This window comes from Streptomyces sp. CB03234, assembly GCF_001905885.1.
In the GTDB taxonomy this organism is placed as follows: Bacteria; Actinomycetota; Actinomycetes; order Streptomycetales; family Streptomycetaceae; genus Streptomyces.
Genome location: NZ_LIYH01000002.1, coordinates 1073307 through 1096579, shown reverse-complemented (window position 1 = coordinate 1096579; position 23273 = coordinate 1073307). Strand labels below are relative to the sequence as shown.

The 23273-nt window shown below is 71.1% G+C and carries 24 protein-coding genes and 1 riboswitch; of the genes, 6 read left to right on the top strand and 18 right to left on the bottom strand.

Annotated features, from left to right (window positions below):
• Positions 1 to 54 precede the first annotated feature (54 nt).
• Both AMK26_RS11925 and AMK26_RS37235 read right to left on the bottom strand, forming a co-directional pair.
• Positions 55 to 324 carry a DUF4190 domain-containing protein gene (locus AMK26_RS11925; protein ID WP_073754486.1) on the bottom strand — a complete coding sequence of 90 codons (270 nt, stop codon included), beginning with the start codon at positions 322 to 324 and terminating at the stop codon, positions 55 to 57.
• A gap of 10 nt (positions 325 to 334) precedes the next feature.
• On the bottom strand, positions 335 to 481 hold the full coding sequence (locus AMK26_RS37235; RefSeq protein WP_198944033.1) for a hypothetical protein: 147 nt from the start codon (positions 479 to 481) through the stop codon (positions 335 to 337).
• 117 nt (positions 482 to 598) lie between these two features.
• Between AMK26_RS37235 and AMK26_RS11920 the strand changes: the two genes are divergently transcribed.
• A complete protein-coding gene (locus tag AMK26_RS11920; RefSeq protein ID WP_073754485.1) occupies positions 599 to 1216 on the top strand; it encodes a TetR family transcriptional regulator in 618 nt (205 codons plus the stop codon).
• On the opposite strand, the gene AMK26_RS11915 is transcribed toward AMK26_RS11920, so the two are convergent.
• The 11 genes from AMK26_RS11915 to AMK26_RS11865 all read right to left on the bottom strand — a co-directional run bounded on the left by AMK26_RS11915 (position 1185) and on the right by AMK26_RS11865 (position 13223).
• Positions 1185 to 2168 carry a helix-turn-helix transcriptional regulator gene (locus AMK26_RS11915; RefSeq protein ID WP_073754484.1) on the bottom strand — a complete coding sequence of 328 codons (984 nt, stop codon included), beginning with the start codon at positions 2166 to 2168 and terminating at the stop codon, positions 1185 to 1187. The two genes, AMK26_RS11920 and AMK26_RS11915, sit on opposite strands and share 32 nt — an antisense overlap.
• A 10-nt stretch (positions 2169 to 2178) precedes the next feature.
• Positions 2179 to 2997, bottom strand: a complete 819-nt coding sequence (locus tag AMK26_RS11910; protein ID WP_073754483.1) for a thioesterase family protein — start codon at positions 2995 to 2997, stop codon at positions 2179 to 2181.
• A gap of 26 nt (positions 2998 to 3023) precedes the next feature.
• Complete coding sequence (locus tag AMK26_RS11905) at positions 3024 to 3698, bottom strand: trimeric intracellular cation channel family protein (RefSeq protein WP_073754482.1); 675 nt, start codon at positions 3696 to 3698, stop codon at positions 3024 to 3026.
• 641 nt (positions 3699 to 4339) lie between these two features.
• Positions 4340 to 5545: an ABC transporter ATP-binding protein gene (locus tag AMK26_RS11900; protein WP_073754481.1), complete on the bottom strand. Its 1206-nt coding sequence runs from the start codon at positions 5543 to 5545 to the stop codon at positions 4340 to 4342.
• A complete protein-coding gene (locus AMK26_RS11895) occupies positions 5542 to 6606 on the bottom strand; it encodes an ABC transporter ATP-binding protein (RefSeq protein ID WP_073754480.1) in 1065 nt (354 codons plus the stop codon). Before AMK26_RS11895 ends, AMK26_RS11900 begins: the two co-directional genes overlap by 4 nt.
• Positions 6603 to 7610 carry an ABC transporter permease gene (locus AMK26_RS11890; RefSeq protein WP_073754479.1) on the bottom strand — a complete coding sequence of 336 codons (1008 nt, stop codon included), beginning with the start codon at positions 7608 to 7610 and terminating at the stop codon, positions 6603 to 6605. Before AMK26_RS11890 ends, AMK26_RS11895 begins: the two co-directional genes overlap by 4 nt.
• 81 nt (positions 7611 to 7691) lie before the next feature.
• Positions 7692 to 9443 (bottom strand): ABC transporter substrate-binding protein, encoded by a 1752-nt coding sequence (locus AMK26_RS11885; RefSeq protein WP_198944032.1) that lies wholly within the window; start codon positions 9441 to 9443, stop codon positions 7692 to 7694.
• A gap of 85 nt (positions 9444 to 9528) precedes the next feature.
• Entirely contained in the window at positions 9529 to 10527 is a 999-nt protein-coding gene (locus AMK26_RS11880) for an ABC transporter permease (protein ID WP_073754477.1), read from the bottom strand.
• Between the two features lie 327 nt (positions 10528 to 10854).
• On the bottom strand, positions 10855 to 11670 hold the full coding sequence (locus tag AMK26_RS11875) for an enhanced serine sensitivity protein SseB C-terminal domain-containing protein (RefSeq protein WP_073754476.1): 816 nt from the start codon (positions 11668 to 11670) through the stop codon (positions 10855 to 10857).
• Between the two features lie 36 nt (positions 11671 to 11706).
• Entirely contained in the window at positions 11707 to 12477 is a 771-nt protein-coding gene (locus AMK26_RS11870) for an enhanced serine sensitivity protein SseB (protein ID WP_073754475.1), read from the bottom strand.
• 74 nt (positions 12478 to 12551) lie between these two features.
• Complete coding sequence (locus tag AMK26_RS11865; RefSeq protein WP_073754474.1) at positions 12552 to 13223, bottom strand: AAA family ATPase; 672 nt, start codon at positions 13221 to 13223, stop codon at positions 12552 to 12554.
• A gap of 154 nt (positions 13224 to 13377) precedes the next feature.
• A riboswitch (glycine riboswitch) is annotated at positions 13378 to 13471 on the top strand.
• A gap of 155 nt (positions 13472 to 13626) precedes the next feature.
• On the opposite strand from AMK26_RS11865, the gene gcvT reads away from it, so the two are divergent.
• The 5 genes from gcvT (at position 13627) to bla (ending at position 19001) form a co-directional block, all read left to right on the top strand.
• A complete protein-coding gene (gene gcvT / locus AMK26_RS11860; protein ID WP_073754473.1) occupies positions 13627 to 14742 on the top strand; it encodes a glycine cleavage system aminomethyltransferase GcvT in 1116 nt (371 codons plus the stop codon).
• Positions 14743 to 14812: 70 nt separating this feature from the next.
• A complete protein-coding gene (gene gcvH / locus AMK26_RS11855; RefSeq protein WP_073754472.1) occupies positions 14813 to 15190 on the top strand; it encodes a glycine cleavage system protein GcvH in 378 nt (125 codons plus the stop codon).
• Positions 15191 to 15202: 12 nt separating this feature from the next.
• Positions 15203 to 16462, top strand: a complete 1260-nt coding sequence (gene glyA, locus AMK26_RS11850; RefSeq protein ID WP_073754471.1) for a serine hydroxymethyltransferase — start codon at positions 15203 to 15205, stop codon at positions 16460 to 16462.
• Between the two features lie 150 nt (positions 16463 to 16612).
• Positions 16613 to 17983 carry an L-serine ammonia-lyase gene (locus AMK26_RS11845; RefSeq protein WP_073754470.1) on the top strand — a complete coding sequence of 457 codons (1371 nt, stop codon included), beginning with the start codon at positions 16613 to 16615 and terminating at the stop codon, positions 17981 to 17983.
• Positions 17984 to 18062: 79 nt separating this feature from the next.
• Complete coding sequence (bla, locus tag AMK26_RS11840) at positions 18063 to 19001, top strand: class A beta-lactamase (protein ID WP_073754469.1); 939 nt, start codon at positions 18063 to 18065, stop codon at positions 18999 to 19001.
• Here the strand turns inward: bla and AMK26_RS11835 are convergent.
• The 5 genes from AMK26_RS11835 to AMK26_RS11815 all read right to left on the bottom strand — a co-directional run bounded on the left by AMK26_RS11835 (position 18994) and on the right by AMK26_RS11815 (position 23059).
• Positions 18994 to 19935 carry a CopD family protein gene (locus AMK26_RS11835; protein WP_073754468.1) on the bottom strand — a complete coding sequence of 314 codons (942 nt, stop codon included), beginning with the start codon at positions 19933 to 19935 and terminating at the stop codon, positions 18994 to 18996. The two genes, bla and AMK26_RS11835, sit on opposite strands and share 8 nt — an antisense overlap.
• Entirely contained in the window at positions 19932 to 20147 is a 216-nt protein-coding gene (locus AMK26_RS11830; protein WP_073754467.1) for an EF-hand domain-containing protein, read from the bottom strand. The genes AMK26_RS11835 and AMK26_RS11830 overlap by 4 nt, the downstream gene beginning before the upstream one ends.
• A gap of 86 nt (positions 20148 to 20233) precedes the next feature.
• Positions 20234 to 20881, bottom strand: a complete 648-nt coding sequence (locus AMK26_RS11825) for an ADP-ribosyltransferase (RefSeq protein ID WP_073754466.1) — start codon at positions 20879 to 20881, stop codon at positions 20234 to 20236.
• Positions 20882 to 21000: 119 nt separating this feature from the next.
• Complete coding sequence (locus tag AMK26_RS11820; RefSeq protein ID WP_073754791.1) at positions 21001 to 22149, bottom strand: YVTN family beta-propeller repeat protein; 1149 nt, start codon at positions 22147 to 22149, stop codon at positions 21001 to 21003.
• A gap of 394 nt (positions 22150 to 22543) precedes the next feature.
• On the bottom strand, positions 22544 to 23059 hold the full coding sequence (locus AMK26_RS11815) for an ATP-binding protein (RefSeq protein WP_073754465.1): 516 nt from the start codon (positions 23057 to 23059) through the stop codon (positions 22544 to 22546).
• Positions 23060 to 23273: the final 214 nt, after the last annotated feature.

The window sequence follows — 23273 nt, the reverse complement described above, 5'->3', positions numbered from 1 at the left end:
GAGCCCCCCGGCCGCGAAGGATCAGCGCCGTACCGGCCGTATCGCAGCGGGCCGTCAGGCGATGCTCCACGACACCGTGCCGTCCAGTGTGACCAGCGCGGCCAGCACGACGAGGTCGGCGACGCCGAGGCCGAGCCCGAGCAGGGCCCGCCCCCGGCGCGCGGTGTCGCGCCGCAGGGCGAGGACGGCGAGGCCGATGGCGATCGGGCCGAGCACGATGTTCATCACCAGCAGGCCCACCAGCCCCAGGACGAACGCGGCGACGGCCATCCCGTCGGCGTCACGGGTGCCGACGGCATGAGAGCGGACTGCGGCGAGTCGCATGGTGGTCTCCTCAGCGGTGCTGTCGTTCCCGGACGGCGAAGATCAGCAGCCAGACACCGATGACGGTGGCGGCGACGAGGGTGACCGGGAGCGGCACGTGTGCCACGGTCCCGAGGACGACGCCCAGCATGAGCAGGGCGGCGACGATGAAGAACATCCGATGACCTCCCTCGGTCCTCAGCGGAGTTGGAAATCGGAACAGTTGTTCACTGACTACCCAGTCTATCGAGCCCGGCACTGGAGCAGTCAGGAGAACAGTTGTTTACTGAATGACATGAGTCACACCTCCGGGATCCGGCAGGCCCAGAAGCAGAAGACCCGTCAGGCCCTCCTGGACGCCGCCCTCCACCTGCTGGAGGAGCAGAGCCTGAGCAGTCTCGGCCTGCGGGAGGTGACCCGCGCGGTCGGCGTCGCCCCGGCGGCCTTCTACCGGCACTTCCGCGACACCGCGGACCTCGGCATCGCCCTCGTCGACGAGGCCCTCGGCAGCCTGCACGGCACGATCCGTACGACCCTGGCGGCGACCGGCGACAGTGACGAACGGATCGCCGCCACCGTCGAGTTGATCGCCGGGCTCGTACACGAGTACCCCGCACACGTCCGGTTCATCGCCCGCGAACGGCACGGCGGCGTGGCACCCGTACGAGAGGCGATCGGCGGCCAACTCGACCGGTTCGCCCGGGAGGTGGCCGACGAGCTGGCCAAGCACCCCGAGAGCGACGGCTGGGAGCGGGACGACCTGCTCATGCTCGCCGGGCTGTACGTCGACCACATGGTGATGACGGCCTCGGCGTTCCTGGCGACGCCTCCCGGCGACTGGAACCGGGTGGCGCGGACGGCCCGCCGGCAGTTGCGGCTGATCAGTCTGGGGCGCCGTCACTGGCTGGACTGACGTCCCCGTACAACGCGAGAACCGCCGCCGCCCGCCGCGCCAGTTCGGCCCGCACCTCGGGCGGGTCGAGGACCTCCAGGCTGGGCCCGAAGGCCAGCAGCGCGCGGGTGTGCGGCACGTCCGGGAAGGCGAGCTCGACCCGCGCCCACTCCCCCGCCGGCTCCGGCTCCCGCACGAGTTGGGCGCCATGGATCCGTACGAACAGGTCGAGGCGCGACGCCTCCACCCGGGCCCGTACGCGCAGCCCCGCCGGCCGCTCCTCCACCTGCCTGCGCAGCGCCTCCCACACCTCCGCCAGTTCCGCCCCGGCGCGCCGCCGCACAGGATCCTCAGTGACGGTCGCCCGCCGGATCCGGTCCGCCCGGTAGAGGCGGGGCGCGCCGCGGTGGTCGGCGACCAGGTACCAGACGCCCGCCTTGACCACGAGCCCGTACGGATCGACCGTGTACGTCCTGGCCGCCTCCGTACCGCTGTGGCGGTAGCGCAGCCGCAGCCGCCGGTCCGTGAACACGGCGTCGTGCAGGACGTCCAGGTCGACGGCCGGGCTCGGCCCGCGCAGCCAGCGGTCCGGGTCGACGAGGATACGGCGGCTGGTCAACTCGGCCGCCGGGCGGTGCGGTTCCGGCAGGGCGGCCATGACTTTGCGCAGCGCGGAGCCGAGGGCCCGGTCGAGCCCGAGCGCGGCGTGGGCGCCCTCGGCGGCGAGCACGAACAGGGCGCGTGACTCGTCGGCGGTCAGGCCGGTGACGTCCGTACGGAACCCGGCCAGCAGCGCGATGCCACCGTGCCGGCCCCGCTCGGCGTAGACGGGCACGCCGGACGCGGAGAGCGCCTCGACGTCCCGGTAGATGGTGCGTACGGAGACGTCGAGGCGCTCGGCGAGCTCGGTGGCGGGGACCAGGCCCCGCGTCTGGAGCAGGAGGAGGATGGAGAGCAGCCGGTCGGACTTCACCCCCCGGACATTAACCCCGTGGTGCGCGCGCGAGTTGACGGGACTGGGCGACCAGCCGGTCGGCGCTGTCCCACACTTCCGCGTCCTCCTCCAGGAAACCGCCGGCCAGGTTGCGGGTGGTGATGGAGACCCGCAGCGGGCCGGGGGCGGGGCGGCAGCGTATGTGGGTGGTGAGCTCGACGGTCGGGGTCCAGCCGGTGAGGCCGAGCTCGAAGGAGGTCGGGGGCAGGGCGTCGACGGTGAGCAGCAGCGACAGCGGGTCGGGCTCGCGGCCGTCGGCCAGGCCGAACCAGCCGCGCATCTCGCCCTTGCCGGAGGGGGCGCCGACGGCCCAGCCCAGGGTGGTGGGGTCGAGCTTGATGTCGAGGCGCTCTGTGATGGCGGAGGAGCCGGGGATGGGAGCCGGCCCGTCGGACGGGCCGAGGCAGTGCTCGCGCGGCGGGATGGCGGGCGGCTTGGCCGTCGTCCGTACGTCGTCGGGGAGGGCGTCCAGGTCGCCGTAGGAGGCGAGGACCCGGATGCGCTCGACCTCGGTGCCGTCCTGCGCGTACTGGAAGAGCGAGGCCTGGCCGGTGGAGAGCGTACGGCCGGTACGGACCGTCTCGGTCCGGATCACGGCGGGGCCCGGCACGGACGGCGTCAGGTAGTGCGCCGAGATCGTGAACGGGTCGGGGTGCGCCAGGGCGTCGCCGAGGGCGCGGCCGAGCAGGGCGAGCAGGTAGCCGCCGTTGACGGCCTGGATGATCGTCCAGCCGGCGGAGAGCTCCGCGTCGTAGACGCCGGGCTCCCGGAGGGTCACCGCGGTGTCGCGGTCGAACTCGCTGTCCATGCCCGGCACAGTACAACAGGAAACTACTAAGCGGTAGCTTTCTCGGGCTCCTCCGTGGCGGCGGAACGGCGGTTCCAGGCACGGGGCGCCCGCCAGTGGAAGCGCATCGCGAGGAGGCGGAGCAGGAACGTGGTGAGGGCCGCCAGGCCACTGGTGAACGGGTTCAGCATCTCGAAGCGGATGCACAGCGCGACCATCGTGGCGCCCACGATGGCGGGCACCGCGTAGAGGTCCCGGTCCCAGCGGAGCAGGGACGGCACCTCATTGGCGAGTACGTCACGCAGAACGCCGCCGCCCACGCCGGTGGCCAGCCCCAGCACGGCCGAGAAGGTCAGGCCCAGGCCGTGCTCGTACGCCTTGGTCGTACCGGCGACGCAGAAGAGTCCGAGCCCGGCGGCGTCGAAGACGTTCACGGCCGCCTGGGTGCGCTCCACGACCGGATGCAGGAAGAAGACCAGCACGGTGGCGACCAGGGGCATGACGAAGTACCCGAGGTCGGTGAACGCGGCGGGCGGCACGGCGCCGATCACCAGGTCCCGGAACAGCCCCCCGCCCAGGGCGGTCACCTCGGCGAGGACGGCGATGCCGAACACGTCGAAGTTCTTGCGCACGGCGAGGAGCGCGCCGGAGATCGCGAACACGAAGATGCCGGCGAGGTCGAGCGCGTGTTGCACGGAGGGGGTGAAGAATTCCTGAAGCACCGCCCAATTGTGCCGGTTCCCCCCGGGGGCTCCGCCCCCGCCGGACGGCTACCCCCACACGACAGCACCCGCACCGTGCCGGTGAGCGCGCGGCGGGGCGCTGCAGGGCGGCGCCGGGCGCTGCGGACTCGGCTCGGGCCGGTGGCCTGCCGGCACCGGCGGGCGGACCGAGGGCTGCGGTTCCCCCCGGGGGCTCCGCCCCCGCCGGACGGCTACCCCCACACGACAGCACCCGCACCGCGCCGGTGAGCGCGAGGCGGGGCGCTGCAGGGCGGGGCCGAGGGCTGCGGACTCGGCTCGGGCCGGTGGCCTGCCAGGGGTGACCCTGCACCGGCGGGCGCGTGGCGGGGCGCTGCGGGACGTGCCCTCGGGCCGCTGGGCAGGGCGGCGGGGCGGTCCGGGCCCCGGGCCGGTGCCCGGCGTGAACCGGTTCGGACCGGGTCCGCCCGGTGGGCAGGACGGGGCCGAGGGCTGCGGTGGAGGGTGTGCGGACTCTCCACCGCAAGCTCGGTCGTTTTACGTCCGCGCACCCCCAACCTCCGCCCCCGTCCCCTCGCGCGGGTGGTGCCGGGGGCGACCCGGAAGGGGGACACGCCCCACGGAGTGGACCCAACGGCAACCGAACCGGAGGGCCGGCCGCGTCAGAGCTTCTTCGGGGCCTCGCCCTCCGTGGACAGCCCGGCGGCCGGGGCCTCGGGGGCGGCCGGGGCCTCGGGGACAGCCGACTCCGGGAGCGGCTCCTGCACCGGCTCCACGGTCGGCTCCGCCGACTTCGTGGCCGGGACGATCTCGATCGCCTCGCCCGCCGAGGCCAGCGCCGGGTCGCCCGGGGCCTGGTCCGGGGCGTTCTCGGGGTGGTGGCAGGCGACGCGGCGGCCCGGGGCCAGCTCCAGCAGGGGCGGCTCCTGAACGCGGCAGATCTCCGTGGCCTTCCAGCACCGCGTGTGGAACCTGCACCCGCTCGGCGGGGCGATCGGCGACGGCACGTCGCCCTTCAGCAGGATCCGCTCGCTCTTGGCCCCCCGCCGCCTCGGGTCCGGTACCGGGACCGCCGACATCAGGGCCTTGGTGTACGGGTGCATCGGCGCCTCGTACAGCGAGGTGCGGTCCGCCAGCTCCACGATCTTGCCGAGGTACATCACCGCGATCCGGTCCGAGACGTGCCGGATGACCGACAGGTCGTGCGCGATGATCACGTACGTCAGGCCCAGCTCGTCCTGGAGGTCGTCCAGCAGGTTCACCACCTGCGCCTGGATCGAGACGTCCAGCGCGGAGACCGGCTCGTCCGCCACGACGAGGCGCGGCTTCAGGGCGAGCGCCCGCGCGATGCCGATGCGCTGGCGCTGGCCGCCGGAGAACTCGTGCGGGTAGCGGTTGTAGTGCTCGGGGCTCAGGCCCACCCGCTCCAGGAGGGCCTGGACCTCCTTCTTGACCCCGCCCTCCGGCTCGACGCCCTGGAGCCGGAACGGCGCGGAGACGATCGTGCCGATGGTGTGACGCGGGTTCAGCGAACCGTACGGGTCCTGGAAGATCATCTGGATGTCGCGCCGCAGCGGCCGCATCCCGCCCGTGCTCAGGTGCGTGATGTCGGTGCCGTCGAACTCGACCTTGCCGCCGCTCGGCTCCAGCAGCCGGGTGATCAGCCGGCCCATCGTCGACTTGCCGCAGCCCGACTCGCCGACCACGCCGAGGGTCTCACCCCGGCGCACCTCGAAGTCGATGCCGTCGACCGCCTTCACGGCGCCGACCTGCCGCTGGAGCAGGCCCTTCTTGATGGGGAAGTGTTTGACCAGGCCCTCGACCTTGAGCAGGGGGCCGGAATCGGTACGCGTCGGTTCGTTGGTCACAGCTTCGGCGCAATCTCTTCGGTCCAGATCCGCGTGCGCTCTTCCCGCTCCATGTGGCAGGCCGAGAAGTGGCCGGAGCCCACTTCACGCAGTTCCGGGCGCTCGGTGCGGGTGATCCCGCCCTTGGGCACATCCGCGTACGGGCAGCGCGGGTTGAAGGCGCAGCCGCTCGGTACGTTGATGAGGGACGGCGGCTGCCCCTTGACCGGGATGAGCCGGTCGGTCTGCTCCCGGTCGATGCGCGGCATCGACCCGAGCAGGCCCCAGGTGTAGGGGTGCTGCGGCTCGTAGAAGATCTTGTCGACGGGGCCGCGCTCCACGCACCGCCCGCCGTACATCACCAGGATGTCGTCGGCGATCTCGGCCACCACGCCCAGGTCGTGCGTGATGATGACGACCGCCGAGCCGAACTCCTTCTGCAGGTCCCGGATCAGGTCGAGGATCTGCGCCTGGACGGTGACGTCGAGCGCGGTCGTCGGCTCGTCGGCGATCAGCAGCTCGGGGTTGTTGGCCAGCGCCATGGCGATCATGGCGCGCTGGCGCATACCGCCGGAGAACTCGTGCGGGTAGGAGTCGACGCGCTTGCCGGGCTCGGGGATGCCGACGCGGTCCAGCAGCTCGATGGCACGGGCGCGGGCGGCCTTCTTGGACACCTTGTTGTGGATGCGGTACGCCTCCACGATCTGGTTGCCGACCGTGTAGTACGGGTGCATCGCGGACAGCGGGTCCTGGAAGATCATCGCCATCTCGCGGCCCCGCAGCCGCCGCACCTCGTCGGGGTCGGCGCTCACCAGCTCCTTGCCGTCGAGCCAGATCTCGCCGCTCATCCGTACGTTCTTCCCGCGCGCGCCGAGCCGGTGCAGGCCCATGATGGCGAGCGAGGTGACGGACTTGCCGGAGCCGGACTCGCCGACGACGCCGAGGGTCTTGCCCTTCTCCAGCTGGAAGGAGAGCCCGTCGACGGACTTGACCAGGCCGTCGTCGGTCGGGAAATGGACCTTGAGGTCGCGTACGTCGAGGAACGCGCGCGCTTGTGCTGAGGGCTGGGACAGTTCGGTCATGACACCCTCACGCGCGGGTCGACGACGGCGTACAGAAGGTCAACCACGAGGTTGAGGAAGACGACGAAGAACGCCGCGAGCAGGGTGACGCCGAGGATCGGCGGCAGGTCGTTGGCGACGATCGACTGCACCGCGTACTCGCCGATGCCGTGCAGCGAGTACACCGACTCGGTGATCACCGCGCCGCCGAGCAGCAGGCCGATGTCCATGCCGAAGACGGTGACGATCGGGGTGAGCGCGGCCCGCAGACCGTGCTTGGCGACGACCCGCCGCTCGCGCATGCCCTTGGCGCGGGCGGTGCGGATGAAGTCCTCGCTCATCGCCTCCAGCATCCCGGACCGGGTGAGGCGGGCGTAGATCGCCGCGTACAGCAGGGCGAGCGAGCACCACGGCAGGAACAGGGTGTTGGCCCACTGCGAGGGGTTCTCGGTGAACGGGACGTACGTCCGGCCGAAGATCTCCAGCTTGTAGCTGAAGAGCAGCAGGAACAGCTGGGCGGTGAAGAAGATGGGCAGCGAGACACCGGCGAGCGCGCCGCCCATGGCGGCCCGGTCGAAGAACGAGCCGGGCTTGAGGGCGGAGATGACGCCGACGACGATGCCGGAGACCAGCCACAGCACGGCCGCGCCGATGGCGAGCGAGACGGTGATCGGCAGCCGGTCGACGAGCTGCGGCCAGACCTCCAGGTTGTTCTTGAAGGAGTAGCCGAAGCAGGGCGCGTCGCACTGGACGGTGGTGGGGCCCCGCTCATAGGTGGCGCCGGTGACGATCCCCTTGATGAAGTCCCAGTACTGCAGGTAGACCGGGTCGTCGAGGCCAAGGTTCCGCTTGACCGCCTCGATGTCCTCGGGCGTGGGGTTCTTGCCGATGTACTGCTGGGCCAGTTGATCGGCGGTCTGGCCGGCCAGCTTCGGCAGGATGAAGAAGATGCCGAAGGTGACCGCCGTGACGACCAGCAGCAGGATCACTGCCGCGATCAGCCGGCGGATGATGTACGAGATCACGGGGACCGGCGCCGGTGCCCGCGGGCCGCACCGTGGATGCGGGGGCCCGCGGGCACCAATGCCTTCACCTGCCTTCCGGGGCTACTTCTTCGTGGTGCCGATGTTGAGGTAGTCGTACTGACCGCTCCAGGCCGCCGAGGCGGCCATGTTGGTGCCGTGCGGCGAGCGGTAGTTCAGGACCTTGAAGTAGGTCAGCGGGACGATGACCGCCTGCTCCATGACCTTCTTGTCGACCTCGACGTACGCCGCGTCACGCGCCGCCTTGTCGGTGTTGGCGATGGCCGAGTCCAGGAGCTTGTTGACCGTCGGGTCGTCCAGCTCGGAGAGGTTGGTGTTGCCGGACTGGCCGATGGCCTTGCCGTGCACGATCTGCTTCAGGTAGCCGTAGCCGGTCGGCCAGTCGGCGCCCCACTGCATCATGATCAGGCCGATGTTCTCCTTCTTGGTGAAGGACGGGACACCGGCGTAGTCGGTGAAGTACTTGCTGCCCGGGTACTGCTTGATCTTGGCGTCGATGCCGACCTTCTTCAGCGACGCGACGACGGCGGTGGCGGCGTCGATCTCGGTCTGGCGCTCACTGCGGGCGGAGATGAAGGTGGAGATCTTCTCCTGGCCGCACGCCTGCAGGTGCTGCTTGGCCTTGGCGATGTCGCCCTTGTGACCCTCGGTGGGGTACAGGTCGAACTTCTGGTGGCCGGGGAGGTCGTTCGGCATCACCGTCGTGGCGATCTCACCGCGGATCGGCCCGCCCATCGAGGTCTGCACGGAGACCTTGTCGATGGCGTACTGCACGGCCTTGCGGCACTCGACGTTGTCGAACGGCTTCACCTTGGTGTTGATCGCCATGTAGGCGAGCCGGCCGCCGAGCGCGTTGTCGGTGTTGGCCTTCAGGTCCTCCTTGGCGAGGATCTGCGCCTGCGTCTGGGCGTCGACGCCACCGCCCTTGAGGTCGGCGATGATCTCGCCGGCCATCAGGTCCTTGTCGATGGTCGACTGGTTGACCTTCAGGTTCAGGACGATCTTGTCCGGGTACTGCTTGCGCAGCGGGTCGGTCTTGGCGTCCCAGTGCTCGTTGCGGACGAGGACGACCTGCTTGCCGTCCTGGTAGGTCTCGAACTTGTACGAGCCCGAGGAGAGGATGGACTTGGTGTAGTCCGCGCCCTTGTCCTTGGCCTTCGGCACCGGGGCGGTCTGCGGGGCGCTGACCAGGTAGTCGAAGTCCGCGAACGGTTCCTTCAGCTTGAAGACGATCGTGTGGTCGTCCGGCGTCTGGATGGACGACAGGCCCTTGTCGCTCTTGTCCTTGTAGGGGCCCTTGTACTTGTCCCCGTCGGCCAGCAGCGTCTGGAAGTAGTTGGGACCGTTGGAGAGCACGTCACGCGCGAAGTTCGAGCGCTCGACGGCGTACTTGACGTCCTTGGCCGTGACCGGCGTGCCGTCGCTGTACTTGACGCCCGGACGGATCTTGTACGTCCAGGTCTTGCCGCCGTCGCTGGGGACCCCGAGGCCCGCGGCGAGGTCGGGGACCAGCTCGTTGCCCTTCTCGCCGGGGCCCGGCTTGAAGGTCGTCAGCGGGCGCGCGTACAGCCGGCTGAAGTTGTAGATGAAGGAGTAGTACGTGTCGCCCGGGTCGAACGACTCGGGGGCGTCGGCCATCGCGTAGGTGACCGTACCGCCCTTCGCGTCCGAGGCGTTGACGACACCGGTCGTCGCCGCGTTCGCCTTGGCATTGCCCTTCGCGCCGTCCTGGCCGTCGTCCGCCTTGCTGCAGCCCGCGAGGAGCAGGCTGGCACTGCTGACGACCGCGAGAGCGGCCACTGCTGACCTTCGCATTTTCGTCGAACTCCCCTTTGTTTTCGGAAATTGTCGGTACGGTCCCGGCCCGCTGGTGCGGCCGCCGTGGATGACGTGGCAGACGTCAGCGGCTGCGCGGGTCGAGAGCGTCCCGAAGGCCATCACCGAGCAGGTTGAAGGCCAGTACGGTGATGAAGATCGCGAGGCCGGGGACGAGCATGAACTGCGGATCGACTTCGAAGAAGGTGACCGCCTCCCTCAGCATGCCGCCCCATGAGGCCTGCGGTGGCTGGATCCCGACGCCGAGGAAGCTGAGCGATGCCTCGAAGATGATGTTGGTCGGAATGAGCAGTGTCGCGTAGACGGTGATCGGCCCCACGAGGTTCGGCAGCAGCTCGCGGAAGAGGATGTACGGGCCCTTGGCCCCCATCCCGCGCGAGGCGTCGATGAACTCGCGTTCCCGCAGGGCCAGGGTCTGGCCGCGCACGATACGGGCCATGTAGGGCCAGTTGAAGAACCCGATGACGAAGATGAGCACGCTGATGTGCAGGGGCAGGCCCTCCAGGCCGAAGGCACCGCCCTGCAGGGTCGCCGAGATGGCGATGGCGAACAGCAGCAGCGGGAAGGCGAGGAACGTGTCCATGAGCCGGCTGATGAAGGTGTCCACGCGCCCGCCGTAGTACCCGGCGATCAGGCCGAGCATCACGCCGATGACGTTGGACAGGATCGTCGCGCCGAAGGCGACGACCAGCGAGACCCAGGAGCCCTCCAGGATGCGGGCGAGGATGTCGCGGCCGAACTTCGGGTCGACGCCCAGCGGGTGGTCCCAGCTCATCCCGCCGAACCCGCCCTTGGGCAGCGAGGTGTTGGGATCGACCAGGTCCTGCTGGAAGGCGTTCGGGTCGAGGCCCAGTAGCGACTGCAGCGGCCGGGAGAGCACGGCGATCAGGATGAGCAGGATGACGACCACGCCGCCGGTCACGGCCAGTTTGTCCCGCTTGAAGCGGGCCCAGGCGATCTGACCGAGTGAACGACCTTCGATCTGCTTGGACTTGACGCCTTCAAGTACGGCCTCAGGCGCCGCCTCGGCCTGTGATCCGGTGGTCTCAATGGGTGCGGTCATCGTCCCTCGTGCTCGCCGTGCCGACGGTCGCCGACAGTGCTCGACAGACCGCCCGGGTCTGCGGTGCGGTCCGTTCAGGGAGTGCGCGAGTGCGCTGCACGCATGTACGACGCCCCCTGGTTGGGGGGAGTCTTCAATGGGTTCACGATCACCCGCCAGACCTCACGGGGAATGTTTGCGCAACCGTGATGCGGGTCGTGGGCTTCCGTTATCCGGACGAGGTGATCGTCTCAGCGGACCAACTCGGCCGCTATTCCACCGAAACGGACACCGGACGCGCGGCTCGGTACGCGGGCGGGCGCGCCGCTCGGGACGCGGGCGGACGCGTCAGCCGCGGGGCGGGTAGCCGTACCCCGTACCGGGCACGACGGGCGCGGTGGCGTGGGCCTCGCGGTCGTAGAAGGGGCGCGCGTTGGCGCGCAGCCACATCGTCACCGGGTCGTACTCGTCCGACATCGCCACCGTGGAGACGGGCAGGCCGTCGGGGACGGCGGCGATGGACTGCTGCATCATGGCGCGCACCGCGTCGACGGACGCCTGGCCGGTGTCGTACAGGTCCAGGCCGATCGCCAGGTACGGGGTGCCGAGGGCCGGCTGGACCCAGGCGCGGCGCAGCGAGCGGACGGCGGGGGTGCGGTGGGCGTTCTGTGTGAACAGGGCGTAGAACTGGGGGATCTGGATGCCCGGTTCGGACAGCTTCAGCGGACCGGCGGGCATCCGGTCGAGGCCGGTGGCGATCCGTCGCAGGTCGGGCCACGGGATGCCGACGCCGCCGCCCGGGGCGTGCGGGTTGAGCCAGATGCCCCAGCGGTCGGGGTAGAGGGCGCGGGCGATGTCGCGGCCGCCGATGATCTCGTGGGCGCGGTTCCAGCCGGAGGCGGCGAGCTCCTGGGCGGAGGTGACGCACGGGGCGTACCCGAGGCCGTCGACCTCCATGTTCCCGTACTGGGCGTCGGGGGAGCCGGCCTGGCCGTGCCACAGCAGCATCCACAGCCGGCCGTCGGCGAGGGCGTGCAGGAGCGCCTCGTAGGTGTCGTAGCGTCCGGGCGTGACCTGGCTCAGCAGGTGCTCGACCTGTCCGGCCGCCGCTTGGGCCGCGTGCCCGGCCGACGCTCCGGCCGCCGCGGTGCCTGACGCGCTCACCCTGGGTCCCGCCCCTCTTCCGTCCACCGGACCAGCTTATGCGTGCCCGCGCTGGTAGAAGGGCCGTACCTTCTCCAGCATCCAGTCGCCCACCGGGTCCTGCGCGACGTCGAGCAGGACCAGGTTGACCGGCCACGCGACCTGGACCCGGCCCAGCGCCCGGCCGAGGGCGTCCATCGGTACGTTACGGTCGGCGCCCTCCCAGGAGGAGAGCTGGACGCCGACGAAAAGGACGGGGCTGTCGCCCTCGATGCTCGCCAGGCAGCGGCGGGCGGTCAGGACGGTGCTGGTGGCGTCGAACTCGGCGGCCGCGGCGGACAGGAAGTCGACCGGGTCCTCCTGCCAGTCCGGCTCGAACAGCCGCACCCGGGCACCGCGCGCGGGCCCTCCCCCATAGCCTCCGGCATGGGAGGTACCCCCAAGCGGGGTGCGGCCGGTCCGGCACAGCTCGGCGACGGCGGGCGGCGGCAGGGGGGCGCCCACGGCCCCGCCGGGGTTCACGGCGATGCCGAGCTGCGGCGGCAGGCCGCGGGCGAACTCGACGGCCGGGGCGACGGTGTACGCCATGTGGGCGCCGACGCACTGGGTGAACTGCTGCTCGGAGCTGAAGACCGGCACGTAACCCTGCCCGTCGATCTCCAGGGTGGGCAGGTCCAGGTCCGGGCTGTCGGGGCCGCCGCCGTTGGGGAGGGGCACCCATATGTGGCTACGGCCCAGGACCTCGACGAGGCGGCCTCCGGCCGCGGGGTTGCCGAGGGAGGCGGCGAGCACCTCTTCGAGCTCGTTGCCCGGCCATGCAGTGTCCACTGGTGCTTCTGGTCCTTCCCGCGCGTGCCTGTCGCTGCCCGCCAGCACCCTAACGCGGTCCGCCGTACGGCGGATCAGCCGAACGCGATCCGGGTCAGCGCGGACGCCGCCGGCCGGTCCAGCAGGACGGCGGACGCGCACCCGCGCGGCACCACGCCCCGCTCCGCGTCCCGCACCAGCCGGCCCACCGCCCGGCGGTGCCGCCCGAAGGCGTACCCGGACACGCCCCGGCCCCGCTCGCGCTGCCCCTCGCGGGCCGTGCCGGGCGTGACGTCCAGCAGGAGCAGGTGCAGGGCCGTGCCCCGCCGCCCGGCCTCCCGGGCCAGCCAGCGCCGCACCCAGGCCTGCGTGCCGCAGTCGTGGACGACGACGCTCTCGCCGGAGCGCAGCGCCCGCCGCAGCCCCGCGTAGTGCGCGAGCCGGACGAGGGGGCGGTAGACCGCGTACGGCAGGAAGCCGGGCACCCGGCGCTCCCACCGCTCCCGGGCGTCCTGCGAGTCGATGCCGCGCCCCTGGGCCGCCCGGGCGATCAGCGTGGACTTGCCGCTGCCCGGCAGGCCCGAGACGACCACCAGGTCACCGGCCGCGAAGGTCAGCGCCCGGGGGCCGCGCCCGCCGCGGTCGCGGAGGTCGCGCACGACCGGCAGGGCGGCCACCCCGGCCGCCGCCCGGCCGCGCGCGGGCAGGCCAGGCTGCGCGGGCACTCCCGCGGTCGTCGCGTACGCCCCGGTCCGCTGCAACGTCATCGCTACTCCCCCAGCTGGGTCGGCATCCTCCGACCCTTGCCCAAGAAGTGTAAAGAAAGGGTAATAAGGCACAAGCGATTTGCCGACGAGACCCCGCGTGCAATGATGTGCGCGCCGACGCACACACGTGCGTCACAACCGCATACCGGCCGCTTGAATCCGCGCGGGAGAGTTCCGGGTCCACACCCGGGCGCCGAAGGAGCAAGTTCCTCCCTTGAATCTCTCAGGCCCCGTACCGCGTGGATGAGGCAGATCTGAAAAGCGGGCCGCCCCGGCGGCTCCACCCAAGGTGCAAGCCGAGGACCGTCCCCGTACGGTCACGGTGAACCTCTCAGGTTCCGATGACAGATGGGGAGGATCGTCTTCGAGCCATGCCCGTCCTGGGACCTGGGAGCCACATCCAATGAGCACTGCCCCCCGCCTGACCGCCCTCGATGCCGTGCATCGGGCGCTCGGCGCGACCATGACCGACTTCGCCGGCTGGGACATGCCGCTGCGGTACGGGAGCGAGCGCGACGAGCACAACGCCGTCCGCACCAAGGCCGGACTCTTCGACCTGTCCCACATGGGTGAGATCACCGTCACCGGACCGCAGGCCGCGGACCTCCTGAATTACGCGCTCGTCGGCAACATCGGCAGCGTCGGTGTCGGCCGCGCCCGCTACACGATGATCTGCCAGGAGGACGGCGGCATCCTCGACGACCTGATCGTGTACCGGCTCGGCGAGACGCAGTACATGGTCGTCGCCAACGCCTCCAACGCCCGGATCGTCCTGGACGCCCTCACCGAGCGGGCCGCCGGCTTCGACGCCGCCGTACGCGACGACCGTGACGCGTACGCGCTGCTCGCCGTCCAGGGCCCCGAGTCCCCCGGCATCCTGGCGTCCCTCACCGACGCCGACCTGGACGGCCTGAAGTACTACGCGGGCCTGCCCGGCACCGTCGCGGGCGTCCCCGCGCTGATCGCCCGCACCGGCTACACCGGCGAGGACGGCTTCGAGCTGTTCGTCGAGCCGCAGCACGCCGAGAAGCTGTGGCAGGCGCTGACCGAGGCGGGCGCCCCGGTCGGCCTGATCCCGTGCGGGCTGTCCTGCCGCGACACGCTGCGCCTGGAGGCGGGCATGCCGCTGTACGGGCACGAGCTGACGACGTCCCTGACCCCGTTCGACGCGGGGCTCGGCCGGGTGGTCAAGTTCGACAAGGAGGGCGACTTCGTGGGACGCGAGGCCCTCACGGCCGCCGCCGAGCGCGCCCAGATCGCGCCGCCGCGCAAGCTCGTCGGCCTGATCGCCCAGGGCCGCCGGGTCCCGCGCGCCGGGATGGCCGTGGTCGCCGGGGGCGAGGTCATCGGCGAGGTCACCTCTGGCGCCCCGTCGCCGACGCTGGGCAAGCCGATCGCCATGGCGTACGTGGACGCGGCGCACGCCGCGCCGGGCACCGAGGGGGTCGGGGTCGACATCCGCGGTACCCATGAGCCGTACGAGGTCGTGGCGCTGCCCTTCTACAAGCGCCAGAAGTGACCACCCGCACCACTCCCCCGTTCACCACCCCGTTCACCAGCACTCCCCCGCGTACAGGAGAATTCCCGTCATGAGCAACCCCCAGCAGCTGCGCTACAGCAAGGAGCACGAGTGGCTGTCGACCGCCGAGGACGGCGTGTCGACGGTCGGCATCACGGAGCACGCGGCGAACGCCCTCGGCGACGTCGTGTACGTCCAGCTCCCGGCGGTCGGTGACACGGTGACCGCGGGCGAGACCTGCGGTGAGCTGGAGTCGACCAAGTCCGTCAGCGACCTGTACTCCCCGGTGACCGGTGAGGTCGTCGAGGCCAACGAGGACGTCGTGGCCGACCCGTCGCTGGTGAACACCGCCCCGTTCGAGGGCGGCTGGCTGTTCAAGGTACGCGTCGCGGAGGAGCCGAAGGACCTGCTCTCCGCCGACGAGTACACCGAGTTCTCCGGCAGCTAAGGACCCTCCCCGATGTCGCTTCTGAACACCCCTCTCCACGAGCTGGACCCGGACGTCGCCGCCGCCGTCGACGCCGAGCTCCACCGTCAGCAGTCCACCCTCGAAATGATCGCCTCGGAGAACTTCGCTCCGGTCGCGGTCATGGAGGCCCAGGGCTCCGTCCTGACCAACAAGTACGCCGAGGGCTACCCCGGCCGCCGCTACTACGGCGGCTGTGAGCACGTCGATGTGGTCGAGCAGATCGCCATCGACCGCATCAAGGCGCTCTTCGGCGCCGAGCACGCCAACGTCCAGCCGCACTCGGGTGCCCAGGCCAACGCCGCCGCGATGTTCGCGCTGCTGAAGCCGGGCGACACGATCATGGGTCTGAACCTCGCCCACGGCGGGCACCTGACCCACGGCATGAAGATCAACTTCTCGGGCAAGCTCTACAACGTCGTCGCCTACCACGTCGACGACGCGACCGGTCAGGTCGACATGGCCGAGGTCGAGAAGCTGGCCAAGGAGCACAGGCCGAAGCTGATCGTCGCCGGCTGGTCCGCCTACCCCCGCCAGCTGGACTTCGCCGCCTTCCGCCGTGTCGCGGACGAGGTCGGCGCGTACCTGATGGTCGACATGGCCCACTTCGCGGGCCTGGTCGCCGCGGGTCTGCACCCCAACCCGGTGCCGCACGCCCACGTGGTCACCACCACGACCCACAAGACGCTGGGCGGCCCGCGCGGTGGCGTGATCCTGTCGACGGCCGAGCTCGCCAAGAAGATCAACTCTGCGGTCTTCCCTGGTCAGCAGGGCGGTCCGCTGGAGCACGTGATCGCCGCCAAGGCGGTCTCCTTCAAGGTCGCGGCGAGCGAGGAGTTCAAGGAGCGCCAGCAGCGCACCCTGGACGGCGCCCGCCTCCTGGCCGAGCGCCTGGTCCAGCCGGACGTCACCGAGCACGGTGTGTCGGTCCTGACCGGCGGCACCGACGTGCACCTGGTCCTGGTCGACCTGCGCAACAGCGAGCTGGACGGCCAGCAGGCCGAGGACCGGCTCCACGAGGTCGGCATCACCGTCAACCGCAACGCGATCCCGAACGACCCGCGGCCCCCGATGGTCACCTCGGGCCTGCGGATCGGCACTCCGGCCCTGGCCACCCGTGGCTTCCAGGCGGAGGACTTCACCGAGGTCGCCGACATCATCGCCGAGGCGCTGAAGCCGTCGTACGACGCGGACGCGCTCAAGGCCCGAGTCTCCGCTCTCGCCGCGAAGCACCCGCTTTACCCCGGTCTGTAAACTCTTCAAGGGTTACGTACGTAACAGACCGACATGCGGGGCACCGCGCACACTGACCAGTGAGTGCGGTGCCCCACTTCATGCCCCACCCCGCGTTGTCCCTGCACCACCCCGGCAGACAGCGACGTCTTCCACCCAAGGAGTCTCCCCGTGGCCATCTCGGTCTTCGACCTGTTCTCGATCGGCATCGGCCCGTCCAGCTCCCACACGGTCGGCCCCATGCGCGCCGCCCGGATGTTCGCCCGCCGCCTGAAGAACGAGGGCCTGCTGGCCCCGACCGCCTCCATACGGGCCGAGCTGTACGGCTCCCTGGGCGCGACCGGCCACGGCCACGGCACCCCCAAGGCCGTCCTCCTCGGCCTGGAGGGCAACTCCCCCCGCACGGTCGACGTCGAGACCGCCGACGAGCAGGTCGAGCGGATCAGGAGCACGGGGCGCATCAACCTGCTGGGCGCGCACGAGATCGGCTTCGACTTCGACGAGGACCTGGTCCTGCACCGCCGCAAGGCGCTGCCGTACCACGCCAACGGCATGACCCTGTGGGCGTACGACGCCGAGGGCGCCACCCTGCTGGAGAAGACGTACTACTCGGTCGGCGGCGGGTTCGTGGTCGACGAGGCCGCGGTCCAGGGCGAGAACCCGATCGTCCCCGACGACACCGTGCTGAAGTACCCCTTCCGCACCGGTGACGAGCTGCTGCGCCTGACCAAGGAGACCGGCCTGTCGATCTCCGCGCTGATGCTGGAGAACGAGAAGGCCTGGCGCACCGAGAAGGAGATCCGCGAGGGTCTGCTGGAGATCTGGCGGGTCATGCAGGCGTGCGTGGACCGCGGCATGTCCCGCGAGGGCATCCTGCCGGGCGGCCTGAAGGTCCGCCGCCGCGCCGCGAACACCGCGCGCAAGCTGCGCTCCGAGGGCGACCCGCTGGCCCTCTCCATGGAGTGGATCACGCTGTACGCGATGGCCGTGAACGAGGAGAACGCCGCGGGTGGCCGCGTCGTCACCGCCCCCACGAACGGCGCCGCCGGCATCATCCCGGCGGTCCTGCACTACTACATGAACTTCGTCCCCGGCGCCGACGAGGAGGGCGTGGTCCGCTTCCTGCTGGCCGCCGGCGCGATCGGCATGCTCTTCAAGGAGAACGCCTCCATCTCCGGCGCCGAGGTCGGCTGCCAGGGCGAGGTCGGCTCGGCCTGTTCGATGGCGGCGGGCGCGCTCGCCGAGGTGCTGGGCGGCAGCCCGGAGCAGGTGGAGAACGCCGCCGAGATCGGTATGGAGCACAACCTGGGCCTGACCTGCGACCCGGTCGGCGGCCTGGTCCAGATCCCGTGCATCGAGCGCAACGGCATGGCGGCGGTCAAGGCGGTCACGGCGGCGCGGATGGCGATGCGCGGCGACGGCAGCCACAAGGTCTCCCTGGACAAGGTCATCAAGACCATGAAGGAGACGGGCGCCGACATGAGCGTCAAGTACAAGGAGACGGCGCGCGGCGGGCTGGCGGTCAACATCATCGAGTGCTGACACGGGATGCTGACACGCGGGTGCTGACACGCCGCCGGAACGTTTCCTTCCGGTGGTTCACCCGTGATGGGCTCGGCCCATGACGGAGAACGAGAACATCTCGACGTTACGGGGCCGAGCGGCCCGCCGCACCCTGCTCACGGCCGCCGCGGGGGCGGCCGCGCTGCTGGCGACCGGCGCGGCCGGCCCTGCCGCCGCTTCCCCTCGTGCACATGACGCCGCCGGCCGCGCGTCCGCCATCGGGCGGTTGCGGGCGCTGGAGCGGCGGCACGGGGCCCGGCTGGGCGCGGTGGCCCGCAACACGGTCACCGGCGCGACGGTGCTGTACCGGGCGGACGAGCGCTTCCCCATGTGCTCCACGTTCAAGACCCTGGCGGCGGCGGCCGTGCTGCGGGACCTCGACCGGCACGGCGAGGTGCTCGCCAAGCGCATCCGGTACACCAGGGACGACCTCGTGGAGAACTCCGACACGTCGGAGGAGTACCTGGCCACCGGCATGACCGTCGCGGAGCTGTGCTGGGCCGCCATCTGTCACAGCGACAACACGGCGGCCAACCTGCTCCTGCGCGAACTCGGCGGGCCCGCCGCCGTCACCCGCTTCTGCCGGTCCATCGGGGACGGCACCACCCGGCTCGACCGCTGGGAACCCGAGCTGAACACCTGCGAGCCGTGGCGCGTCGAGGACACCACCACCCCGGCCGCCATCGCCGGGACCTACGAGCGGCTGGTGCTCGGCACCGCGCTGAACCGGCCCGACCGCGAGCGGCTGACCGGCTGGCTGCTGGCCAACACCACCAGCACGTACCGGTTCCGCGCCGGGCTGCCGGCGGACTGGCGCCTGGCCGACAAGACGGGCGGCGGCGCGTACGGCACCAACAACGACGTCGGTGTCGCCTGGACGCCCGACGGCACCCCGGTCGTCCTCGCCGTCCTGACGACCAAGCCGGCGCAGGACGCCCCGGCGGACAACCCGCTCGTCCGCGACGCGGCCTCGGTGCTGGCCGCGGCCGTCACCTGAGCAACGCCGAGTGCACGCTGAGCCAGTGGGGGTCGGGCACCACGGTCAGGACCGCCGAGACCAGCACGACCCCTGCCAGCACCGCCAGCTCGGTGCGGGCGGGGGCCGTCGCGTCCCCGCCCCGGCGCAGGCGGCGGCGCGCGCTCACGGCCAGCGCGCTGGCCACGGCCACCAGCACGAGCTTGACGATCAGGACCCTGCCGTACGCCGTGGTGAACACCACCTCGGCCGGGAGGCGGCGCAGCGTCGAGCAGGTGCCGGTGACGGCGAGCGCGGCGTACAGCCATCCGGCGAGGCGCGCGTACCGGGCCAGCACGTCCCGACCGCCGCCGCGCAGCCACATCGTCCGCAGTACGTACCACAGCCCGCCCACCCACAGGGAGGCGGCCGTCAGGTGGACGACCGTGAGTGCGGTGCCCCACTCCGGGGTGTACGGCTCGGGGTGCGCGCGCATCGCCTCCGCGCCGATCACCAGGGCCAGCGGGCCTGCCGCCCAGCCGGGGCGCCCCAGCACGACACAACCGGCCGCCAGGGCGAAGCCGTTGGCCATGGCCAGCAGCAGCCCGCCGTCCCGCGTGCCGTACGTGGCGGTGAGGTCCAGGTCGCTGACCTCGGCCAGCAGCACGATCTGCCCGGCCGACGCGGCCGCCCCGCCGAGCGCGGCCCACAGGGCCCAGGAGCGGGGCGCGCGGCCGGCTCCGGCGAGCCGGGCACCAGCCAGTTCGCCGAGGTGCAGGGCGAGGGCGGCGAAGACGGCGGCACGCAGCACGGTGGTGGTGCCGGGCGCGGGGACGTGCAGCTCGCCGGTGCCGCGCGCGGCGATCCCGGCGCCGAACAGCGCCACGGTCATCACCAAGGGCGCGCCGATCACCAGCGCGGCACGCGTACGGCGCCGCCCGGTGGTCCGGACGGCGCCGTTGGTCGGTGTGGTCACGCCTTGTTGAGGTGCGCCCAGAACTCGTCGAAGGTGAGCTGCCCGTCGCCGTTGCCGTCCTGCGCGTTGATCACGGCCTGGGCCACGGTCTCGGTGACGTTGAAGTCGCCCAGCTGCGCCATGACGCTCTTGTACTCGGCGGCCGAGATGAGCCCGTCCCCGTTCACGTCGTACCGCTCGAACGCCTTGCGCGCCGCCTCGATGTCCGCCACTGGTCCACCCCTTCTTGGTGCATAACTGACGCCGGTCAGATTATCGGCCGGGGCGGCGGGCCGAGTTGGGGGGCCGGGCCGGACGGTCAGCGGCGCCAGGGCTCGTAGTGCGGGTTGTCCTCGCACTCCGTCATGATCTCGATCTTCTTCACCAGGTCGACCGGGCAGACGCCGACGATGTGCTTGCGGGCGATCCCGCCGGGGAAGGCGACCTCCTCCTGGTCGGCGTACTTGTGCGTGTCCCCGATGGTCTTGTTGACGTCCACGCCCTTCGGGGCGTCCACGTAGTAGTTGAAGCCGCTCTTCCACTTCTTGTAGAGGTCGTGGTCGTACGTCGTCGAGACGTACGGCGAGGGCTGGTTGACCAGGACGTACTTCTCGATGTCGTACTGGCCGTCCACCGGCGCCTTCGGGTGGAAGCCCTGCTCGAAGATCACGGCCGGCGGGCGGTTGTCCGCGCGGTAGAGCTGCTTGCAGTCCTTGCGCCAGGCGGGGGCCGGGGTGATGCGGTCCGGGTCGACCCGGCGGTCCGCCGCCGGGTACAGGCGGTCCTCGACGACCGGGCAGCTCGCCGCCGCCTTGGGGGCGAAGGCCGGGGCGGCGGCGGGAGCGGCGGCACGGGCCCCGGCGGCCCCGGCGGCAGGGGCGGCCTCGGTGGACGCGGCGGGTACGAGGAGGGCGGCGACGGACACGGCGAGCGCGGCGGCGCGGCGCCGCAGGCGAGAAGTGATCATGGCGAGCAGAATGGCCGCCGCACCCTGCCACGCCGTGGATCTTCACCCGATCGGCGGCGCGTCGGGCGGCGCGTCGGGCGGCGTGTCGGGCGGCGTGTCGGGCGGCTCCGGTGCGCGGGTCAGCGGAAGACGCCGGTGTGGCCGAGCGAGTACCGGCCGGGCTGCGGGTAGACGGCCAGGCCGTGCGGGCCGCCGCCGACCGGGATGCGGGCCAGCTGCCTGCCGGTCGTGGTGTCGATCGCGTACACCTCGGAGTCGTACCGCCCGGACAGCCACAACACCTTGCCGTCGGCCGACACCCCGCCCATGTCGGGTGAACCGAAGTCGAAGACGGAGATGGAGCCCTCGCCTCGGTTGGGGATGTACATCTCCCTGGAGTCGCGCGAGACGTACAGGCCGTGGGCGCCCTTGCCGGTGGGCAGGAGCCTGGGGGTGGCGAAGGAGTCGCCGTCCAGGACCCACACGCCGTGCGCCATCATGTCGGCGACGTAGAAGGTCTTCCCGTCGGGCGAGACCTTCACGTCCTGTGGCATGGCGCCCTGGAAGGGCAGCTTCTGCTGGGCGACGACCTTCATCCGCTCGGTGTCGACCTTCAGCAGTTCGCCGGAGAACTCGCAGCTGACGATGAAGTACCGGCCGTCGGCGGAGAAGTCGGCGTGGTTGACGCCGTAGCAGGTGACCGGCTCGGTGTGGCGCCGTTCCATGGTGTGCGGGTCGCGGAAGACCAGTTCGCGGTCGAGGGAGGCCATGACGACGGCGTACGTGCCGTTGGGCGTGAAGTACAGGTTGTACGGGTCGTGGACGTCGACGTCCTTGCCCCGGGTGCCGGTGGCCGGGTCGATGGGGGTGAGCGTGTGGCCCCGGTTGTTGTTGACCCAGAGCGTCTTGAGGTCCCAGGAGGGCACGACGTGCTGCGGCTGGACGCCGACCGGGATGGTCTCGATGACCTTGTACGTCTTGGGGTCGATGACCGAGACGGTGTTGGAGAGCGTGTTGGGGACGTACACGCGGGACGGGAAGCCCTTGACCACCGGGGAAAGCCGGCCGGGCCGGTCGGCCGCGTAGATGTCCTTGGGGTCGAGGACCGGTGGCATGCCCGGCAGCCCCGCCGGGGCGGCCTTCTTCGGTACGGAGACGGGGACGGCGGCCTGGCTGCCGCGCGCCTCGGGCCGGTCACCGCCGCCGCCGCAGCCCGGGAGCACGGCCGCCGCGGCGAGCAGCGCGGTGGCCGCCAGGAGGCTCTTCGATCGCTTCGTCAGGTGGGGCATGGTCACGCGCCCCATTAAGGGCGGCGGGGCCCTCGGCGCGCTCCCCTGCCGAGTCCGCCGGCCCTGACTCCAATCGAACCGGGCCGATGAATCACCCAACGTACCCCATATTTATTCATGCTTTATGAGGCCCGTGGCCCACCTCACCTGCGATTCATTTACCCGCTGACCCGATTTGCTGATTTCATCCCGGTTTGCTCTTTTGGTGGCAAGGCCGCCCATCTGCCATAGTCGTCAGAACACGACCCCCATTGACCCGGGCCAGGTCGTCCCAGCGTCCGTGGATACACCCCCCAAGTCCACGGCGCCCCCCACGGAAGCCCCCGCGGCGCCTCACCACAGCCGCCAGGGGGCTTCCGTGCGTCTCCGGGCGCCCCCGGGGCGCGCAACGGCGTCAGCGGTCGGAGACGCGCATCTCGAACCAGGTGGTCTTGCCGCGCGGCAGCAGGTCCACCCCCCACCGGTCGGAGAGCTTGTCGACGAGGAAGAGCCCCCGTCCACTGGTGTCCATCTCCTGCACCGGCATCAGACAGGGAAGCCCGCGCGAGGGGTCGCGCACCTCGATCCGGATCCAGCCGCGGCGGCGCAGCATCCGCAGGCCGAAGACCCGTGCCCCGGTGTGCCGGACGGCGTTGCCGACGAGCTCGGAGACGAGCAGGATCGCGTGCTCGGCGATCTGCGGGGTCAGCCCCCACTGGCGGAGCACCACGCACTGGGTGAGTCGGCGGGCGGTCGCGGCCGATTCGGGGCGGGAGGGCAGCCGCACCTCGTCCTCCGTCGGGTTGCCGAACAGTTCGATCGCCTTGAGCGCCTGTTCGTCATCCGCGGCGGGTACCCACCGCGCGGCGGTAGCGCTGCCGCGCTGCCCCGGTTGCTCCATACCTTCCAGCCCCGCCATGCCCACCATCATGGCCGCCCGGCGGCCTCCGCGTGGCCGTTCCCGCGGATTCGGTGCCCCGGAACGAACGGTTCCCGGAGCACCTCCCGGCATATGACAGTGGCACGGAAGGCCCGGAAAAGCGGCCCTGAGCTGCGGTGAAGCGGCCGACCCGAAAGAGTGGCGCGCCCATGCAACCCGAAGCCCTTACACCCCCTCCAGGCCTCCCTAAACCACCCACACGGCT

Bases quoted from the DNA above. Each gene is read 5' to 3' on its own strand.
- AMK26_RS11925 (WP_073754486.1), bottom strand. From the start codon at position 324: ATGCGACTCGCCGCAGTCCGCTCTCATGCCGTCGGCACCCGTGACGCC.
- AMK26_RS37235 (WP_198944033.1), bottom strand. From the start codon at position 481: ATGTTCTTCATCGTCGCCGCCCTGCTCATGCTGGGCGTCGTCCTCGGG.
- AMK26_RS11920 (WP_073754485.1), top strand. From the start codon at position 599: ATGAGTCACACCTCCGGGATCCGGCAGGCCCAGAAGCAGAAGACCCGT.
- AMK26_RS11910 (WP_073754483.1), bottom strand. From the start codon at position 2,997: ATGGACAGCGAGTTCGACCGCGACACCGCGGTGACCCTCCGGGAGCCC.
- AMK26_RS11895 (WP_073754480.1), bottom strand. From the start codon at position 6,606: ATGACCGAACTGTCCCAGCCCTCAGCACAAGCGCGCGCGTTCCTCGAC.
- AMK26_RS11885 (WP_198944032.1), bottom strand. From the start codon at position 9,443: ATGCGAAGGTCAGCAGTGGCCGCTCTCGCGGTCGTCAGCAGTGCCAGC.
- AMK26_RS11880 (WP_073754477.1), bottom strand. From the start codon at position 10,527: ATGACCGCACCCATTGAGACCACCGGATCACAGGCCGAGGCGGCGCCT.
- AMK26_RS11865 (WP_073754474.1), bottom strand. From the start codon at position 13,223: ATGACGTTGCAGCGGACCGGGGCGTACGCGACGACCGCGGGAGTGCCC.
- gcvT (WP_073754473.1), top strand. From the start codon at position 13,627: ATGAGCACTGCCCCCCGCCTGACCGCCCTCGATGCCGTGCATCGGGCG.
- gcvH (WP_073754472.1), top strand. From the start codon at position 14,813: ATGAGCAACCCCCAGCAGCTGCGCTACAGCAAGGAGCACGAGTGGCTG.
- glyA (WP_073754471.1), top strand. From the start codon at position 15,203: ATGTCGCTTCTGAACACCCCTCTCCACGAGCTGGACCCGGACGTCGCC.
- bla (WP_073754469.1), top strand. From the start codon at position 18,063: ATGACGGAGAACGAGAACATCTCGACGTTACGGGGCCGAGCGGCCCGC.
- AMK26_RS11825 (WP_073754466.1), bottom strand. From the start codon at position 20,881: ATGATCACTTCTCGCCTGCGGCGCCGCGCCGCCGCGCTCGCCGTGTCC.
- AMK26_RS11820 (WP_073754791.1), bottom strand. From the start codon at position 22,149: ATGCCCCACCTGACGAAGCGATCGAAGAGCCTCCTGGCGGCCACCGCG.
- AMK26_RS11815 (WP_073754465.1), bottom strand. From the start codon at position 23,059: ATGATGGTGGGCATGGCGGGGCTGGAAGGTATGGAGCAACCGGGGCAG.